This is a genomic window from Flavisolibacter ginsengiterrae DSM 18136 (assembly GCF_059568575.1).
This window is the reverse complement of sequence record NZ_JCANTR010000005.1, coordinates 1-15918: the sequence shown is the minus strand read 5'-3', so window position 1 is coordinate 15918 and position 15918 is coordinate 1. Positions and strand designations below refer to the sequence as shown.

The following is a 15918-nucleotide window of genomic DNA, read 5'->3' as shown; positions in this document are numbered from 1 at the left end:
TCCTCCAAAGTGATGCCATGAATGTTTCCGGCAAGTTAAAAACCCATATGTCTATTGATCCACTGACAAATGCTTAACCACCAGGAATACAAGGTCGGCAAGCTTCACTGGTTTGGTCAGTACATCTTCTATCATGCATTCTCCCACCATTGCACGGGAAGTAGAATGTGGATCTACCAGCAATATCACCTGTGCCCGCTGTTCCTGGATGATGTTTTTACAAACATCATATTCATTAAATCCTTTCATGTCGGGGTTAACCAATATGACATGGGGCTGCAGGCGGATAGCGCTGGGAATAAGATCGGATGCATTATCAATGGTATCTACATCAAAGCCTTCCAGTGAAAGCCCTTTCTCCATCTCATTTAAAAATCCATAATCATTATCGCAGATAAGGATTGTTCTTCTGTTATCCATAATTAATTTTTTAAAGGGTAAACCCAGGTGGAGGAGTATTGCTAAATTAGACCATCATTTACAAGGGTGAACAGATGGGATTGTTAGTTAACCAGGGCACAAATACATGATTTCTTTTACAACAACCATACAAAAATTTGGCCGGCAGGGAGAGAAAACCGGCTGGACCTATATAGAGATTTCCGGTGAATTGTCTGAGCAATTAAATCCAGGTGTGAAAAGATCTTTTAGGGTAAAAGGGAAACTGGATAAATATCCTATAAAAGCAGTGGCTTTATTGCCAATGGGAGATGGGTCGTTCATCATGGCCCTGAATGCGGAAATGAGAAAGGGAATCAAAAAACAGAAGGGGGATAAACTGCTTGTTAAACTGGAATTAGATACTGAAGAATTAAAACCATCCTCTGACCTTCTGCAGGTACTTGCAGATGAACCTGAAGCTTTGAAAAAATTCAATGGGCTTACAAAGGGTCACCAGAATTATTTCAGTAAGTGGATCGAATCTGCAAAAACAAATGAAACAAAGGCTAAACGGATAGTCTATACCATCCGATTCCTGGCTGCGGGTAATACATTTTCGGAAATGCTCCGTACCTTAAAAAAAGAAAAAGAACAGGGACCTGTTAACTGGTAAGCATTACACAGGGGGCAAACTTTAGCCATCTTCACCATCTGTTATCTCGGTGCCCACTTCATCTTCCATATCTGCACTTTCAGTTCCGGGGATCTCAGTTCGCTCACGAATATTTTCATTAGCCCTGGGGTTTGGATTTTGTGCTACTTTTTCTTCGGGGGGCTGTTGGGGTTTTTGAACAGGGTTATCCTGTTTTTGATCGCCAGGTTGCATAAAATTGTTTTGTGTAAAGGGGTAAAATGTTATGCCATCAACGAAATTTGCTTTTTAAATCAACCATATGAGATCTGTTCACCTGTTGGTGCAAGGCAAGGTGCAGGGTGTATTTTTCCGCGCAACAGCCAGGGACGTCGCTGAATCACTTCATTTGAAGGGTTGGGTGAAAAACACACCTGCAGGCGAGGTGGAGCTAATAGCATCTGGCGATGAGGAAAAAGTGCAGGCATTTATTGATTGGTGCAAAAAAGGTCCGCCCCGGGCAATCGTCACAAAGGTTCAGGTGACTGAAACAAGTGATTACTCCTTTGATTCCTTCCAGGTACTCCGTTATTAATACTTTTTACATCTGTAAAGCGTTGAAAATGGCTGCTCACTTCGCTTACCCACTCTATTGCTCAATATGTTGAAGAGTATAGCAAAAATTACCCAAAGCGGTCATTGTCCCGCTTTAGTTTGGTTCGGCATTATTTTGTTGTCATAGTTCAAATCCAACACCATTGTTAACCTTTTAAAAAATAATGTGTTATGGCAGAAACAGAAAACCAGGGTAGGGAAGAGCAGATGGATCGCGGATTTGGAAGTATGAACGATCAGCAACAGCAGGAAATTTCAAGACTGAATGGAGAATCATCCGGAAATGGAAGAAGTGATGCTGAGGGCGAACGGGGAAGAAGAAATTCCAACCGGGGATTTGCAGCTATGGACCCGGAAAAGCAAAAAGAGATTGCCAGTGAGGGTGGAAGGGCTGCCCACCGCCAGGGTGTGGCACATGAGTGGAGTAGCGATGAAGCAAGAGAAGCCGGCCGTAAGGGCGGACAGATCGTTAGCCGTAATCGCGAGCACATGAGTGAGATCGGAAGGAGAGGTGGTCAAAGTTCCGGCAACAGGCGCGGACAAAAGAATGAAGGTAGTGCCGAATAAATCGTGCTACTAAGGTAATCTTACAAGAACGCCTGGGTCATTGATCCAGGCGTTTCTATTGAAGTTATAGCCGTTTTATACAGCCACTTATTTACAGATCAAATATGATCCCTAACTTGTGATTTTATCTCGAAAGCTTAATCATCCCGGCTTTCTTCATTATCATCAAACTTTTTATCAGCCTTTTTATCAGGCATTGTATCTCTGAAACTATCACCTGCCGTTTGGGTCAGGTGCTGGTTGGCTTCATCAGTACTGCTGCTGCTAATGGTACTGGCCCCGGGTTCAGCTGCTGATTCATCCCTCAGATCAGGGTCATTTTTCCTGCCTTCTTCTGAAGGCCGGTTGCGTTCAACTTTTTCCTTGTCTTCCATATGCGCGTTTTTCTATCAGTTTAAAAACATATGCCATAGAAAGTTTTGCAAAATCGACGAAACTCTTACGGAGCAATGATATTTTTCATTTTCTTTGACAAAACGAATTAATTGTTCAATATCATGGGTATGAAAAACTTCCTGGTTCCTGCTATAGCATTGTTTTCATTGGGTTGCGGTAGTTCGGCAGCACCTGAAGTAAAAGCTAAGCAAACCGATTCTACTGCTACTGAAACTAAAGTCAATACCGGTTCTAATGGATATCCTGCCCTGGATACCGCACGGTACAATTACCTGCAGAAATACCTGGCCAATGGCGATACCACAGGAAGATGGCCGGTAAAGCACGAATACCCTCTTCCAGGGGCTATTTTACCTTTCAACCGCGTAGTGGCCTATTATGGCAACCTTTACTCCAACAGGATGGGTGCCCTGGGCAAATGGCCAAAAAATGAAATGATCCCTAAATTGATGGCTGAGGTTAAGAAATGGAACCAGGCCGATACAGTGATCAAATCAATACCGGCCCTGCACTACATTGCTGTAACGGCACAAGGTGCTCCCGGTAAAGATGGCAAATGGCGCTATCGCATGCCGCTTCACCAGATCGATACCTTGTTGAACTGGGCTAAAGAGATCAATGCTATCGTATTCATAGATATCCAGGTTGGTTTGAGCGATGTTCAAACAGAAGTGCCTGTGTTTGAAAAATACCTTTCCCTGCCCAATGTGCACCTTGGGATTGACCCCGAATTCGCTATGAAGGCAAAAGGCAACAAAAAGCCCGGAAGTGTTATCGGAAGCCTGGATGCAGCCGATATCAATTTCGTTGGTGATTACCTAGCCGGTTTGGTTAAGAAAAACAATCTTCCTCCCAAGATATTCATGGTGCACCGTTTTACACAGGGAATGGTTACCAACGCCAACAAGATCAAAACAAGGCCCGAATTGCAGATCGTTATGGACATGGATGGATGGGGCTATCCTGAAAAGAAAAAAAGCACCTATTATAGCTGGATCGCTCCACAGCCGGTGCAATTCACAGGATTTAAGCTTTTCTACGTGAATGATACTGAGAAGTCAGGTCAAAAGGAAATGATGTCCCAGCAGGAAGTTTTGAACCTGCGACCAAAGCCTATTTACATACAGTACCAATAACCCTGGTACCAATAGATTGAAAAAGCCCCTTTTCTGTAAAGAACAGGGGCTTTTTTTATGCGGGAATGTTATTATCCTTATTGCTGTAAATACCGGTGGATAATGAAAAAGCTAATGATCACCAGAATCAATACCACCAGCACAGTCACCAGTATCCAGGGATCAACCGATAATTCCAGTTTACTACGGCGCTTTTTCTTTTTGATTGTCTTTTGCTTCAGGTCATAATTCAGTTGTTCTAAAAGACCCTTGAGCTTTTTCTTGTCGCTGAAGCCTTCCAGCCCTTCCATGGCGTCAGATTCAAAATCATCATCCAGCAATTGTTTTTCTACCTCGTGTTGTTGCTCCGCAGATAGCTTGCCCTGCAGGTACAACAACAGCGTTTCCTGGTCTATGCCTGGGTTTAAATTGGATAATATGTCTTTTAGGCTTTCGCTCATTTTTGATGCGCTTTCTTTTCCCCGAGATTTCTTTCGAGGATGATCTTCAGGTTGCGCTTGCCGTTTTGTATATAGCTCTTAACCTGTAGCAAATTAAACCCTGTTTTTTCCGTTACCTGCTGGTAACTGTTCTTCTTCAGGTAAAACAAAATTACACATTGTCTCTGCTCTTCACTTAATTCCGCTATGGCATCTTCCAAAAGATCGTAGGTCTGCTCATTTTTGATCAATTCTTCCTTTTCCGGCTCCGTATGCACCAACATTTCCTCTTTCAGTTCTTTCGGACCTTTTATACCATTATTCCTTAATCGCATCAGGCAATGGTTCTTTGCTACCATGTACAGCCATGATTTAAAATAATCAATGCGGTATTTAGATACTTCTGTCAATACTTTCAGAAATATCTGTTGCACGCAATCCTTTGCTTCATTTTCATCTTTCACATACTTCATGCATACACCCAATAGTAAAAGGGTATAGCGTTCCAGTAAACGGCCCACCCATTCCGGATCTTTATCGATATAATAAAGCTCCAGCAATTCCGAATCTGTCATATGGTCGCTGCGCCCGGCTTTCACATCAATTTATATAGTATTCCATATTAGGGTCATTCCAAACTTAACACTTAATGCCTGACCATAGGTTTAAATGTTTCTTACAAAGCCTTCGCATGTTATTAACGAAAAGGACTCTGTAATAAGATGCAAACCCTGCAAATTTGCATAATTAAATATTCATTCTTTTATGCAATTCGCCATTTGCACGGTACCTGCTGCCCCTGTAAGAACTGAACCTGCACACCGGTCTGAAATGAGTAACCAATTGCTGTTTGGTGATACCATGGAAGTGCTGGAAGAAAAAGGGGAGTGGCTGAAAGTAAAGAGTACTTATGATGATTACGAAGGCTGGCTGACCTGGCATTTGGTCAATGAGGTGCCTGGACCTTTGGCAAAGCAAGAAATATATTATTATGCATCTGGATTGATAAATCCCATCACACTGCCGGATTCATTACTCAATGTTCCCATGGGATCGGCATTGGTTGGCTATGATGCAGAAACCCGTTTGTTATGGAATGAAGATTATAAATACCATGGTACTTTCAGAGATATCCGGCAACCATTTAACCAGGACCTGTTGATTCGCTCTGCTCACTCCTGGTTGAACGCACCTTATTTGTGGGGTGGTAAAACACTGATGGGTGTTGATTGTAGTGGATTTGTTCAAACCCTTTTCAAATTGTTGGGCATAAAGCTTTGCAGGGATGCCTACCAGCAGGCGGAGCAAGGGCAACCGGTTACGCTGCAAGAAATACAATTGGGAGATCTTGCTTTCTTTCACAATGAAGCCGGGCGCGTTACGCATGTTGGACTGGTTTGGAATAAACACCAGGTCATTCATGCTTCAGGAAGGGTCAGGATCGATACCTTAAATAAGGAAGGCATTATTAGTAGCACCACTGGCAAAAGAACGCACCAGTTACATTCACTCAGGCGCTTTTTTTAATGAATGCTCAAGAGTCTACGAAAACATAAAAGGGTTGCCGGTAAAAGCAACCCTATTTTCAGTTAGCCTGTATTTTTATTTGTTGAATTTCTTTTTATAGAATTCGATGGCTTCTTCAATGATCTGGTAGGCAATATCCTTGGTTTGGAATTCCTCTATATACACCTGTTTATTCTCCAGTACCTTATACTGTTCGAAATAATTTCTCAACTCATTAATGAAATGCGGTGGCATATCATCAATGGTGGATATATGGTTGACCGATGGATCATTGGTAGCCACGGCAATGATCTTATCATCCTTCTCTCCCGAATCGATCATTTGCATATTGCCAATGACCGTAGCTTCCACCAGGCAAAGCGACTGGATGGATTGTGAACACAATACCAGGATATCAAGCGGGTCGCCGTCATGTCCCAGTGTTTGAGGAATAAAACCATAATTGACAGGGTAATGAAAGGAGGAATAAATAACCCTGTCAAGCCTCAGTAACCCTGTTTCTTTATCTATCTCGTACTTTGTCCGGGAACCTTGCGGTATCTCTATCAATGCATTTACTTTTTCTGGAGGATTTTCTCCGAAATGTGCTCCGTGCCATGGGTGTAAAACTGTTCTTTCCATAATTCATTTCTTGGATTGGTAATAAATAACATCAACATTTTCAAGGGTGATCAATCCTCCTCTTCCACATTGTTCAAACAGCTCGTTAACAATGGGAAGAAAAGCTTCTATTTTATCAGCGTGGTCAATGATCTCAATAACTACAGGCAGGTCCTCTGATAATTCTATCAACCTGGCCCTGTGCAAATGGCTGCTGGCTCCGTAGGACATGATGCCTTTGATGACGGTGCCGCCTGCCAGGCCTTTTTCCCTGGCTTTAAGTAATATGAGCTCGTACAGCAGGTCGTGACCGATCTTGTCAGATTCACCGGCAAATATGCGTAGCAATTTTGATTGTCCCTGCAGGTTCATATTACATCAGTTTGATCAACAGGCTACCCAAATACACGGCAATAATGCCCACTATCACACTGCCAATGCTATACAGGAAAAAGTAAAACTGGTCACCTGTCCTTAATAGGCTGACATTTTCAAAGGCGAAGGTTGAGAACGTAGTAAAGCCACCGCAAAATCCTGTGATCAGCAACAGCCTTGTTTGTTGCGATAGGATGTTTCCTTTTTCACCCAGTGCATAAAGAACGCCTATCAGCAGGCAACCTGTTATATTGATCAGGAAAGTAGCCAGCGGGAAACTATGATCGTAAGATTCATTCACCCATTTTTGGCAAAGGTATCTTCCAATGCTTCCTGAAGCGCCCCCTAATCCCACCAATAAGATATTAATGAGCATGTGCAGATGTATCGGTTTGAGGAAATGAATATTTCAGGTCCACCAGCCAGGAACCATCCATGCGTACTACACGTAGTGAATCCTTTTGTTTTTTAAAAGAGTTGGAATAATTGATGATCGCCACACTGTCATTTACTTCACGCGTATCATAAAGTGTTATGGAAGCTTCCCTGTAACCTCTTTTATCTTCCTTGTTCATATGGGTCTGGTAATTATTCTCATATGCATCAAGCAGCTGGGTATTGGTGCTATCCTGCAGCATGAACCGCCGTGCTTCTCTCCAGTTACCGTCAAGCGCTGATCGAATAAAATTCCTGGCTGCGTCCACATCATTTTCCGAGGTCACTTCCTTTTTCTCTTCCTTGTCATTGGTACAACCGGCAACAGTAAGAAATAAAGCCAGGCAGATCCATGTAAATCCTCTCATGAAGCAAAAATAAGGTAACCCTTTGCAATCGCAGCTATTGGGAAATACACTTGAGGCTCACTTTGGAACCTGGAATTACCTGTAATAAAAAGACTGACCCTGGAAAAGGGGCAGTCTTTTTATTCTTTTATTGAAAGGTTCAGGCATCATTCCTGTCCCATCGCCTTTCTTTTCTTTCCTTCTTTTCTGTTTCTTCTATTTCCGCTTCCCGCTGTCCTTCCTTATCGTAGGCTTTTAATATGGCTTTCACCAGTTTATGCCTTACCACGTCTTCTTCATCCAGTTCTATATAACCTATGCCATCTATGTTGCGCAGTATCCTGCTGGCCTTTGCCAACCCGCTACGCTGGTTACGCGGCAGATCCACCTGGGTAAGGTCACCAGTGATGATCGCCTTCGCATTACCACCAATACGTGTCAGGAACATTTTTATCTGCAGGTCCGTGGCATTCTGCGCTTCATCAAGGATAATGAAGCAATTATCCAGCGTACGTCCACGCATATAGGCAAGAGGTGCGATCTCTATGGTGCGTGTGCTCATATAATAGCCCAGCTTATCAGCAGGTATCATATCATCCAGGGCATCATACAAAGGACGCAAATACGGATCGATCTTTTCCTTCAGGTCGCCCGGTAAAAAACCCAGGCTTTCACCTGCTTCCACCGCCGGTCTTGTCAGGATGATCTTTTTCACTGCTTTATTTTTTAAAGCTCTTACAGCCATGGCTACCGCGGTATAGGTCTTACCGGTACCGGCGGGGCCGATGGCGAAAACAACATCATTCTTTTCAGAGGAAGTTACCAGTCTCTTTTGGTTGGCTGTACGTGCCCTGACTGTTTTTCCATTGGGTCCAAACACCAAAACATCATTGGGGTTTCTCTCCACAAAATGGTCCACGGTTTCGGCATCATCGCCTCCAAGGATCTGTTCAAAATAGTTTTCGCTCATATGGCCGTTTCTTTCAAGGTATTGCACAATGAGATCGATCTTTTCCCTGGCGCCTTCCACCTGTTCAGGTGCTCCGCTCAGCTTCAATTGTGTTCCGCGGGAAAGTATCTTAAGCAGGGGGAATTTCTTCTTCAAAATATCCAGCTTGCCGTTGTTCACTCCAAAAAATTCAATAGGGTTAACGGTCTCCAGGTTGATAATTGTGTCTCTCAAATTCGTTTCAGGTTTTCGTTATTCAAAATTGCCGGTCATGCCCTTGTGATCATTTGCAGTGTCATGGCCTTGCCGGTGTTTACTTCAGGTACAAATGGCTGTTACATAAACAAGATAATTAAAACAATCCGTAATTTTTACGGCTTACTTATACACATATGTGTATTAAAAACTGTGCCTGAATCAACGAAGTAATTTACATCAAAACCGCTCATGCTGAGGTTAAGCAGTAGTTAATACACTGCAGCAGGATGGTTAAATAAATGGATTACTAACCAGCAAGAATGATCATGCTGCAATTGTTCACCTTTCCTGTTTAATTTTAATACAATTGTTTTACAATGATTGATTCCAGGTCTTACTGGGTAGAATTTATCGGCGACCGGTCAGTAAAAGTAGAAGAAGGCCAGACCATATTGGAAGCCTCTCTTGCAGCAGGCATTCCTCATTACCACGCCTGTGGGGGCAATGCCAAATGCTCCACCTGCCGCATATTGGTAATAGAAGGTATTGACCACATCACCCCACAGACTGATGCCGAAAAGGCCCTTCAAAAGATCCTTTACTTTCCTCCAAATGTCCGGTTGGCCTGCCAGAGTTATGTTAATGGTTCTCCCATACATGTTCACCGCATCATCCGCGATGAAACCGACATCCATTTATACATAGATGGGGATACACAATCTGATCTTCAAAATATTGGTGAAGAAAAAGAGCTGGCATTACTGTTCCTTGATATAAAGAATTTTACGCCCTTCATAGAAAATTACCTTGCTTTTGATGTGATCCATGTCATGCGCCGTTTGTTTGGATTGTTCCGGAAATGTATTGAGATGCACGCTGGCCAGATCATTGAAACCGCGGGCGATGGGCTCTATGCTGTTTTTGGTTTTAAGGAAGATATAACCACTTCGGTTAACAATGCTTCAAAAGCAGGCCTTTCTATTTTAGAGGAGCTGGATAAATTCAATGAGCAATACCTGGAAAAGTATTTCAATCATTTTTTCCAGGTGGGCATTGGCCTTCATGCCGGCAATGTCATTGTAGGAAATGTGGGCATAGGCGTCAATAATAACCTTACGGTCATGGGGCTACCCGTTAACGTGGCGTCAAGGCTGCAGGCTGCTACCAGGGAATTGAACAACAGCTTCGTTGTATCAAAAGATGTGTATGACCTGCTGGAAAACCCTCCCGCTTCAGATGCCATCAACCTTGACCTGAAGGGTATAAAATATCATTTGCCTGTTTACCTGGTAGGCCGTCCCTTCCAGTGATCATTTGCTAAACCTTCTTCAGCATCCTAATAAAACCTTCATGCATGTAGCGAATTACCCTTACCTCGTTAACTAAGCAACTAATCACCCCGGCCTCCTCATTCCATTGAACCTGTAATCCTTTTAGATGAACTGTGATAATTGGTACGGCTATGTCTTCCTATTCCACTCTGCCTATCATCATTCATCGTTACTTGTTCATCTGTTCCATATTCGACATTCCTGGCTTCTCCCTACCAGCCCCCTATCTAGGGTATAGCTACGGTATAGCTGCGGTATGGATACTCCGTGTTCGCCCGGGGTATCTATACTTCAGCCAGGGAGTAGATAGGGCGCAGCTATACTTCAGCCATAAGATAGGCTTGGGGGTTAATGCGCTTAAGCATGCCTGTGGATAAATATTTCCTGGAAACAAGCACCCGAAATACTAAATAATTTAGTATTTTGAGTGCTCAAATCCTAAAAACAATATCCTATGCCAAAACAAGTAGGCTACATCAAGGGCATTGGCACCATTGATGGCAATATCAATTTTTATCTCTCCGGAGGGGAGTACAGGGTCCGCACCAAACCGGGTGTGGATACTAAGCGTTTTTTTAAGGATGCTGCCTTTGAAGGAAGCAGGCGGACTTCCTCACATTTTGGAAGGTCAAGCACACTCGCCTCGCTGATGTACCGGCATGTGTATACTCACCGGAGGAGTAATATCTTATATAACCAATGTAAAAGGAAGGCCATAGCCTTAAAGAACCAGGGGATGGAAGATGAACAGGTGTTAAGGGCCTTGTATGAGCTATTGGCTTCCCTGCATTGTTTAGCCCTGGAGGCAGAAGACATGGAGCTATACCTTCCTTTAATGATCAGGGAGGCAGACAAGCGTAAAGCACAGAAAAAGGAAAAAAAGCCAAAGCCGGAGAAGGAAAACTTCCTGGTGGTCATTGAAGCAAAGCCCAATGAGGAAGATGAAGAGCATTTCATGAATTATATGGATGATTATAACTGGAAGGCAGTTTTTCATGGAGAGTTTGCAAAGGATTACAAGATCCCAATCTGCTTTACAGGCCACCTGGTAGATAAGGTTAGGAAACTAGGTCTGCAAACCCTGCTTACCAAACCAAAGCCAAAGATCATTGATGAATGGGTGAGGATGGAATAAGGCTTATTGGGCCATAATAGTATCAAAACGACCCTACGCTATCTGCATACCTGCAATAAAATATATTAAAAATTGTCAGTCGTCTGGATGATCTAAAGCTACTGTAAGTTGTATTTGCGCTATAAAGGATAATCCGCGTTTATTATTCTATCTGCTTCATTTACAAGAGATATCTCATATTGTCGTGGTTAAAAGAACAGCGTATATTAGCACAAATACTAACTGTTAGCTGTAATTATATTTGGACACAATAATCTATGCCGTTTACCTTTTCTCATCCAGCCATAATACTTCCGTTGACAACAACTAAACGGCTTCGGCTTTCAGCGACAGGACTTATTGTTGGTAGCATGACACCTGACTTCGAATATTTCATTCGTATGAAAGTTCAAAGTGATTACAGCCACACATTAGCCGGAGTCTTTTGGTTTGACCTTCCATTAGGACTTATTCTATGTTTTATTTATCACGGTATTGTTCGGAACTGCTTTATTGACAATGCTCCCGCTTTCATTCAAAAGCGGCTCGACAAATTCAAGTCATTTAACTGGATAAAATATTTTTCATTAAACTGGTTTATCGTCTGTATTTCTGTTATAATCGGAGCATTTTCTCACTTGCTTTGGGACAGTTTTACTCATGAAACAGGCTATTTTGTTGAAAGAAGTTCTCTATTAAAAGAATCAGTGCATTTGAATGGCTTGGCAGTACCAATTTATAAAGTCATTCAACATCTAAGCAGCTTAATTGGTGGACTTATCACAGTAACCGCTTTTTTGACAATTGAAAGGACTACAACTATGACAAGTGACAACATTTCTAAATATTGGCTCTCCATTGTTCTAATAATGTTGGCTATTGTGCTACTTAGACTTTTCTTCGGGTTACAATTAAACCAATATGGAAATCTTATAGTGACAATAATTTCAGCCGGACTTGCTGCACTAATATTGACACCTTTAATTCTGAAAAGAGAGAATAAATACAGCTAACATTCGGTTTTGCGTTATGGCGGCTTGACGAATAAATGCTGAACAATCGTTTTTCAATTTATCTTTTGTTCTATATTCGGCTGACGTAACGCTGTTGCTGCCACAAACGCAAAGCCGGCACTCGTTAGGCGCAATTCAATTTAGACAGACTTTATACTCCAATGAAATCCTTTTTGAAGTTTCCTTTAATCTTGCTCACAGCGCTGTTAGTGTTAGCTTATACAATAGGGATTTCAGAAAAAATCCAAAAGCCAAACTTTAAAAACTTACGATGGTCAAATTATATCTGGTTTGGGTTTGTGCTTCTTCTAATTATCTATCTAAACGTAAAGTGGTTTTTATTAGATCGTAGAAAAGAAAATAGAGAAAGTAATACTTCGACGAGCCATGCTCAATTAAGCCCAAAAAAGCAGACAATCAAACAATATGACGTCTTTTTACTTGCAAAGGATTTAAATCCTGTAATAACAAAAGGCATGCAAGGTGTTATCTTGGAAATGTGGGATGACAATAGTTTCGAAATTGAATTTGTAAAAGAGGATGGTACTAATCATGAGTATAATGGTGAAGCTATGTTTACAGTCGATAAGTCCTTCATAGGTGAAATAATCTGGACAACTTCCAAGTAAAATGTCACAAAACTTCGCCTAACAAGGTTTGCTGCAATAGGTGCTGAAGAATATGTATTCAACTCATTATCTTTATTGAGCAACGGAATGAAAGTGAAGCTGCGGTATTTCAAATGCACCTACTGACAGCAATATCTTCCCCGTTAGCGGTCAGCTTAGATCTCAACCATTCCTGCGACAATGAATATTTATTACACCGCACGTGAACCATACGGCAAAGGCTATGATTCTGATGTCATGGCTTGGAAAGATTACACCGAATGGAGTAAGTTGTTTCATTTAACGGAACTTGTTTCAGTTGACCTCTCGCTCAACGAAGAACTATTTGAGCCAGACAGAGACAATGAGGAAGATTGGAATTATATTGTTCACGACGGGTATTATGAAACAGGCTTCTATCGTTCTTTGGATTACGTCTTGCGGAAAATGAATCCCAAAGAACGATTCAACCTTTTGGCAGTTGCTATCAATCCATCAGAGGACTGCAAATCCGTTACTCTTAATGATTTTGAGTTTTTGGGATATGACCTCTTAGACCAGGAATACACCCACAGTGCTCTGTCTAACTGCGGCGGGTTTGACGAAACGTTCTTGCCTTCTGACTTGAACCAATTCGGCTTGATAAGTGATTTTGAAAAGGCGTACGATGTCCAAAGACGACTGTTGGAGAACAACCCCGATGAGCACCATGCTGACACAAACGTTATAGCCATCTGGCGGCACAAAACTCTTGGCAGACAAAAAGCCGAACCGCTAACAGGGTTTTAAAAAAGTCGGGCTGAATATCTATCTTTCGACAATAAACTATAATGGACTATAGGAAGTAAGTGAGACAACAGTATTCCAAATGCCCGTCCTTCTTAAAGCCCAAAAACGTTATAGGCAACTTTAACAACCTTCATAAATGTTTCTCTTTTTCTTTTTTATTTGTTTCGCAGCAGTTCTTGGTGCAGTATTGACATTGGTTGGTCTTTTCAGTAAGAAGAATAGACGACTGATACGAATAGGTCTGCTTACTATCGGTTTTCCATTTGTTATAATGATCATAATTACCGTCTTTGGATATGTGGGTGATTTGTTTAAGCATGACCCTTCATCGGAAGAATTTTTCGGAGAATATGAGATCGTTGACGCGAGTAATTTGAATATTGACAAGAGTTCATATGACCAATATAAACTGATACTAAACAGTGACAGTACGTTTAAATTGACAAAGACTCCATATATAGACCTTTGTGAAAGCGGCACATACGAAGTAGACTATGCGAATGATTATAATGAGATTGCCTTTAAATGTGGCGGATATTATATGGCGCACATCGATAAAGGGTTTAAAGATCATAGAATCGAGTTTGTTATTGGCGATCCTGATAGCAGAGAAAGCATCTATTTTGGAAAGAAAAAGATGAACCGTAAATAGGTATGCCTATAACATCGGCTTTTCAATATGGTGGCTGATGAATAAGTGCTGAGCGATTGTACTACTATTGAACTTTAGTAATTAATTTAAACTGACGAAACACGGAATGCCACCACATCGCAAAGCCGTGAAACGTTAGTGGCAATTTATGGGGACAACATTCAATGACATAACCTTATACGCTCCGACACCGTATAAAAATGACAGTCCTGAATATTGGGAGGATACTTCACTCATTAATTTTGTCTGTGACCTCTATGTTCAAAAGATGTATGGATATAAGCCTCCGCAAGCAACACGAGTAACATTACAACCAGCATTCTATAATGTTTGGAAAAGAACATGGAAAAACGGTTCTCTTTTTTCGATTGCGCCTCTTTTTGAACGCGAGAAATATGAGGCAATGAACAAGCGAAAAAAATATCATTACATCCTTGACATCGTTCACAGTAGTATGCTCCAGTTAAGTGAAGAATATAAATGGGACAAAGAAGTTTTTGAAAGGGCATACAGCGAGATTATCGATTGTGATTTTTCTTTCGTCATTGACTATTCTACTAAGACAGCAAAGGATAAAAAGAAACAAGGCAAACTGGTAATTGAAAAGACAGAAAGAACAACGACAATGTCGGTTGTCATTCACACAGACCACCAATCAATAAAGCGAAAGCTATTCGAAAAACAGAACTGGTTTTGGTACGATAGTGCCTATCAAGTTGCAAAGCAAAATAAGTGGCTCGATAATAACAGATTTGGTGTTCAAATGAAAGACTTAAATTTTTCCGTTTGGTACTCATTAAACGATGATAAAGTGCTATTTGAGGTTAATGGAGAGGTTAAAGAAGAATACGATCTAAAAAGAATGTTCTCGCTATAAAAACTGCCAGTAACAGTATGTTTATGAAATTGTGACTGGAGGTTAAGCATTCTACTTTAAATCATTATTTTGCTTATGTGGTTAATTGAAGCTGCCGTTTTTCAAATACTACAACTTCATAAACACTTTAACGTTAGTGGAAATTTTGCAATTAGCATTTAGGTAATAAACCAAAGATCATTTACTTGAAATCTCGTATTTTGTAAATAACATTGTTACTCCAGCTAGGAACATAGAGCAAGCACCTAATAAAATAATATCTATTGTCTCGCCTGCGAAAAAATGTTTATTTATATATCCCAATAAAAATGCGGCTGTTATTTGTGGAATCACTATAGAAAAATTGAATATGGTAAAATAGGTAGCCATTTCCCTTTCCGGAGCTTTATCGCCAACTATACTATATGGTACATTGGAGATACTACTCCAAGCAATTCCAATAAAAGCAAAAGCTATAAGTAAAAGATATTGGTTTTTGATAAACCCAACCAGACCTAATCCAATACTGCCAATCAGCAAAGCAATAGAATGCAATCGTTCTTTAGTAGTGTACTTCAATAGTTTTGGAATAAAAAAAGCTAATAAAGCCGCTAGCGTTGCATAGAAAGCAAAACATATTCCTACCCAGGTTACCCCATTTTCAAAAGCAGGGCTTTCCGAGTCTGTGCTATGAAATATATAACGAGTAATTACAGGAGTCGAGTAGATCCATAGAGAAAATAAAGCCAGCCAGGTAAAGAACTGTACTACAAATAAAGGGAGTAAAGACTTTATTATGCGAATCATGATACTAATGTAGTTACCTTTTATCCTGTAAACTTTACAGCAGAAAGAAATAAATAAAAACTTCCGCTAACAAAAGTATCCTATGTAAAGAGATAGCTGGTTGTTCTCATAAAGTTACGTTGACTTTCAAGGGTTTTCCAAATATTCTGGTGTTGCTGGCTTTCGTTGCTGC

The 15918-nt window shown here is 41.1% G+C and carries 23 protein-coding genes; 12 read left to right on the top strand and 11 right to left on the bottom strand.

Going from position 1 to position 15918, the window contains the following annotated elements; translation table 11 throughout:
* Positions 1–51: 51 nt before the first annotated feature.
* Complete coding sequence (locus BP74_RS06980) at positions 52–420, bottom strand: response regulator (RefSeq protein ID WP_496372454.1); 369 nt, start codon at positions 418–420, stop codon at positions 52–54.
* Positions 421–526: 106 nt separating this feature from the next.
* On the opposite strand from BP74_RS06980, the gene BP74_RS06975 reads away from it, so the two are divergent.
* Entirely contained in the window at positions 527–1054 is a 528-nt protein-coding gene (locus tag BP74_RS06975) for a YdeI/OmpD-associated family protein (protein ID WP_496372453.1), read from the top strand.
* Positions 1055–1075: 21 nt separating this feature from the next.
* Here the strand turns inward: BP74_RS06975 and BP74_RS06970 are convergent, their stop codons facing one another.
* On the bottom strand, positions 1076–1267 hold the full coding sequence (locus tag BP74_RS06970) for a hypothetical protein (RefSeq protein ID WP_496372452.1): 192 nt from the start codon (positions 1265–1267) through the stop codon (positions 1076–1078).
* Positions 1268–1334: 67 nt separating this feature from the next.
* Between BP74_RS06970 and BP74_RS06965 the strand changes: the two genes are divergently transcribed.
* Both BP74_RS06965 and BP74_RS06960 read left to right on the top strand, forming a co-directional pair.
* A complete protein-coding gene (locus BP74_RS06965) occupies positions 1335–1607 on the top strand; it encodes an acylphosphatase (protein ID WP_496372451.1) in 273 nt (90 codons plus the stop codon).
* Between the two features lie 191 nt (positions 1608–1798).
* Positions 1799–2194 (top strand): KGG domain-containing protein, encoded by a 396-nt coding sequence (locus BP74_RS06960; RefSeq protein WP_496372449.1) that lies wholly within the window; start codon positions 1799–1801, stop codon positions 2192–2194.
* Between the two features lie 137 nt (positions 2195–2331).
* Here the strand turns inward: BP74_RS06960 and BP74_RS06955 are convergent, their stop codons facing one another.
* Positions 2332–2568, bottom strand: coding sequence for a hypothetical protein (locus tag BP74_RS06955; RefSeq protein WP_496372447.1), 237 nt, complete (start codon positions 2566–2568; stop codon positions 2332–2334).
* 129 nt (positions 2569–2697) lie between these two features.
* Between BP74_RS06955 and BP74_RS06950 the strand changes: the two genes are divergently transcribed.
* Positions 2698–3726: a hypothetical protein gene (locus tag BP74_RS06950; RefSeq protein WP_496372446.1), complete on the top strand. Its 1029-nt coding sequence runs from the start codon at positions 2698–2700 to the stop codon at positions 3724–3726.
* Between the two features lie 77 nt (positions 3727–3803).
* On the opposite strand, the gene BP74_RS06945 is transcribed toward BP74_RS06950, so the two are convergent.
* Positions 3804–4166, bottom strand: coding sequence for a hypothetical protein (locus BP74_RS06945; RefSeq protein WP_496372444.1), 363 nt, complete (start codon positions 4164–4166; stop codon positions 3804–3806).
* Positions 4163–4744 carry an RNA polymerase sigma factor gene (locus BP74_RS06940; RefSeq protein WP_496372442.1) on the bottom strand — a complete coding sequence of 194 codons (582 nt, stop codon included), beginning with the start codon at positions 4742–4744 and terminating at the stop codon, positions 4163–4165. Before BP74_RS06940 ends, BP74_RS06945 begins: the two co-directional genes overlap by 4 nt.
* Before the next feature lie 166 nt (positions 4745–4910).
* On the opposite strand from BP74_RS06940, the gene BP74_RS06935 reads away from it, so the two are divergent.
* The gene (locus BP74_RS06935; RefSeq protein ID WP_496372440.1) at positions 4911–5672 is read left to right on the top strand and encodes a C40 family peptidase; all 762 of its coding nucleotides are present in this window, start codon (positions 4911–4913) and stop codon (positions 5670–5672) included.
* Between the two features lie 75 nt (positions 5673–5747).
* Here the strand turns inward: BP74_RS06935 and BP74_RS06930 are convergent, their stop codons facing one another.
* The 5 genes from BP74_RS06930 to BP74_RS06910 all read right to left on the bottom strand — a co-directional run bounded on the left by BP74_RS06930 (position 5748) and on the right by BP74_RS06910 (position 8612).
* Positions 5748–6293 (bottom strand): inorganic diphosphatase, encoded by a 546-nt coding sequence (locus BP74_RS06930; RefSeq protein WP_496372438.1) that lies wholly within the window; start codon positions 6291–6293, stop codon positions 5748–5750.
* Positions 6294–6296: 3 nt separating this feature from the next.
* Entirely contained in the window at positions 6297–6644 is a 348-nt protein-coding gene (locus BP74_RS06925) for a DUF190 domain-containing protein (protein ID WP_496372436.1), read from the bottom strand.
* A 1-nt stretch (position 6645) separates the two neighbouring features.
* Positions 6646–7023: a fluoride efflux transporter CrcB gene (gene crcB, locus BP74_RS06920; RefSeq protein WP_496372434.1), complete on the bottom strand. Its 378-nt coding sequence runs from the start codon at positions 7021–7023 to the stop codon at positions 6646–6648.
* Positions 7013–7450 (bottom strand): nuclear transport factor 2 family protein, encoded by a 438-nt coding sequence (locus BP74_RS06915; RefSeq protein ID WP_496372432.1) that lies wholly within the window; start codon positions 7448–7450, stop codon positions 7013–7015. Before BP74_RS06915 ends, crcB begins: the two co-directional genes overlap by 11 nt.
* Positions 7451–7589: 139 nt before the next feature.
* The gene (locus BP74_RS06910; RefSeq protein WP_496372430.1) at positions 7590–8612 is read right to left on the bottom strand and encodes a PhoH family protein; all 1023 of its coding nucleotides are present in this window, start codon (positions 8610–8612) and stop codon (positions 7590–7592) included.
* Between the two features lie 341 nt (positions 8613–8953).
* Between BP74_RS06910 and BP74_RS06905 the strand changes: the two genes are divergently transcribed.
* From BP74_RS06905 to BP74_RS06875, 7 genes are all read left to right on the top strand, one after another.
* A complete protein-coding gene (locus tag BP74_RS06905; RefSeq protein WP_496372428.1) occupies positions 8954–9886 on the top strand; it encodes an adenylate/guanylate cyclase domain-containing protein in 933 nt (310 codons plus the stop codon).
* Between the two features lie 475 nt (positions 9887–10361).
* Positions 10362–11042, top strand: a complete 681-nt coding sequence (locus BP74_RS06900) for a hypothetical protein (RefSeq protein ID WP_496372426.1) — start codon at positions 10362–10364, stop codon at positions 11040–11042.
* Between the two features lie 257 nt (positions 11043–11299).
* On the top strand, positions 11300–12034 hold the full coding sequence (locus tag BP74_RS06895; protein WP_496372424.1) for a DUF4184 family protein: 735 nt from the start codon (positions 11300–11302) through the stop codon (positions 12032–12034).
* 161 nt (positions 12035–12195) lie between these two features.
* Complete coding sequence (locus BP74_RS06890) at positions 12196–12663, top strand: hypothetical protein (protein ID WP_496372422.1); 468 nt, start codon at positions 12196–12198, stop codon at positions 12661–12663.
* 180 nt (positions 12664–12843) lie between these two features.
* On the top strand, positions 12844–13431 hold the full coding sequence (locus BP74_RS06885) for a hypothetical protein (RefSeq protein ID WP_496372420.1): 588 nt from the start codon (positions 12844–12846) through the stop codon (positions 13429–13431).
* 136 nt (positions 13432–13567) lie between these two features.
* The gene (locus tag BP74_RS06880) at positions 13568–14083 is read left to right on the top strand and encodes a hypothetical protein (RefSeq protein WP_496372418.1); all 516 of its coding nucleotides are present in this window, start codon (positions 13568–13570) and stop codon (positions 14081–14083) included.
* A 148-nt stretch (positions 14084–14231) separates the two neighbouring features.
* Positions 14232–14960 (top strand): hypothetical protein, encoded by a 729-nt coding sequence (locus BP74_RS06875; protein ID WP_496372416.1) that lies wholly within the window; start codon positions 14232–14234, stop codon positions 14958–14960.
* A gap of 177 nt (positions 14961–15137) precedes the next feature.
* On the opposite strand, the gene BP74_RS06870 is transcribed toward BP74_RS06875, so the two are convergent.
* Positions 15138–15746: an MFS transporter gene (locus BP74_RS06870; protein ID WP_496372414.1), complete on the bottom strand. Its 609-nt coding sequence runs from the start codon at positions 15744–15746 to the stop codon at positions 15138–15140.
* Positions 15747–15918 lie beyond the last annotated feature (172 nt).